The sequence below is a fragment of the Mycobacterium sp. genome (genome assembly GCF_025933915.1).
Taxonomy (GTDB): domain Bacteria; phylum Actinomycetota; class Actinomycetes; order Mycobacteriales; family Mycobacteriaceae; genus Mycobacterium.
The window spans coordinates 1-2166 of record NZ_JAICZA010000309.1 but is presented as its reverse complement, the minus strand read 5'-3'; the positions used below and the strand labels follow the sequence as shown (position 1 = coordinate 2166).

Annotated in this window: 1 protein-coding gene; it reads left to right on the top strand. The window is 67.5% G+C overall.

What is annotated here, in order from left to right:
• A partial coding sequence (locus tag Q0W90_RS24385) for an AAA family ATPase (protein WP_297777242.1) occupies positions 1-2166 on the top strand: 2166 nt, incomplete at both ends.

Sequence of the window (2166 nt, the reverse complement as noted above, 5' to 3'; positions counted from 1 at the left end):
GGTGCGCATCAAGGGCGCCGCGGCTGCGGTGCCGGCGCGCCGTCTGCTGAAGTTGGCCGCAGCGCGGACCGGTGTTTCGGCGTCGACGTTGGTCGGCCGCGAGTGGGAACTGTCCACGTTGACGGCGATGCTGGATCGCTCGAGAAGTGGACGCGGGTGCGTGGTTGCAGTGGTCGGCCCCGCCGGTATCGGCAAGACCCGGCTGACCGCCGAAACCATCCGACTCGCGAAAAGCCGCGGCGTCGAAGTGTTCTCCACCTTCTGCGAATCCCACGCCACCGACGTCCCGTTCCACGTGGTGGCGCGCCTGCTGCGCGCCGTTGGTCCGCTCAGCGCCCACGTACCCGATGCCGATCCGCAAGACCTGTTGCTGCTGGATGACCTGCTCGGCATCGCCGATCCCGACGTGGAGTTGCCCAAAATCGACCCCGACGCGCGCAGGCGGCGGCTGACCGCGCTGATCAACTCCGCGCAGCTGGCCCGCGGCGAACCGGCGGTCTTCGTGGTCGAGGACGCTCACTGGATCGACGAGGCAAGCGCATCCATGATCGCGGACTTCCTCGCCGTGATACCCCAGGCCCCCTCGCTGGTCCTGATCACCTACCGCCCCGAATACCACGGAGCATTGGCTCATGTCGCCGGCGCGCAGACCATCGCCCTGGCTCCGCTGAGCGATTCAGAATCCTCGACGCTGGTGGCCGAGCTGTTGGGCCGCGACCCCAGCGTCGCCAAGATCGGCGAGATCATCGCCGGGCGCGCGGCCGGTAATCCGTTCTTTGCCGAGGAGATCACCCGCGACCTCGCCGAACGCGGCATCCTCGCCGGTGAGTACGGCAGGTACGCGTGCCGCGCCGATGTGGCCGACGTCAGCGTGCCGGCTACGTTGCAGGCGACCATCGCCGCGCGCATCGACCGCCTCGGCCCCGCAGCCAAACACACGCTTGCCGCCGCGTCCGTCGTCGGGTCTCGTTTCAGCCGCGACCTGCTGGCCGCCATCGAGGTGGACCCGGTTGTCGACGAGCTGGCAGCCGCCGAGGTCATCGAACAGGTGCGGTTCGCGCCGCCCGCCGAATATGCGTTTCGTCATCCGCTGATCCGCGCGGTGGCCTACGAGTCTCTATTGAAATCCGATCGCGCCCGGCTGCACCGACGGGTGGCCGCCGCGATCGAAGCCCGCCAGCCGGAGTCGTCCGACCAGAACGCCGCGTTGATCGCCGAGCATCTGGAGGCCGCCGGTGATTTGAACGCCGCCTATGGCTGGCATATGCGCGCCGCCAGGTGGGCAACTAGCCGTGACATTGGCTCGGCACGACTCAGTTGGGAGCGCGCCCGAACCATCGCCGACGCGCTACCGCCCGAGGCGCCGAACCGGTCGGGTATGCGCATCGCCCCTCGCACCATGTTGTGCGGCACCGCCTATCGAGTCCACACGAGCGTTGCCGGTGAGCGCTTCGATGAATTGCGCGAGTTGTGCACCGCCGCCGGAGACAAGGCGTCGCTGGCCATCGGCATAGCCGGACGGGTGATGGATCACGCGTACCAGGGCCGGGTGCGTGAGGCGTCGCGGCTGGCATCGGAAGCCATGACCCTCATCGAGTCGCTCGGCGATCCGACCTTGACGGTGGGGCTGTCGTACCCGGCGATCTACGCGAAGATCGAGTGTGGTGAGTGGCCCCACGTGCTGCGGTGGTCACAGAGAATGATCGACCTGGCCGACGGTGATCCATTCAAGGGCAATTTCATCTTCGGGTCTCCGCTAGCGCTGGCTTTTACGTCAGCGGCTATGGCTCGCTACTGCTTAGGTCGCCCCGAGTGGCGCGACGACCTGAACCATGCCCTGGCCATGGCTCACAGCGCCGACCCCCTGACCTACGCCGCGGTCGTCGCCTTGACCTACTTCCCGGGAATAGCGAATGGCACGCTGGCCGCCGATGACCGCGCGGTGCGGGAGATCGAGGATGCCATACGGATTGCCCAGACTTCCGGCAACGATATGGCCTTGGCCTTCGCCCGAATGGCGCTGGGCGTCGCGTTGGTGCACCGCCAAACGGCTGCGGAGCGCGGGCGCGGACGGACGCTTCTGGCCGAGGTCAGCGACGTGTTCGCCCGCCATGCACATAACCTGGGGGATCGACCACTCATCGACGTGTACGTGGCACGGGAACG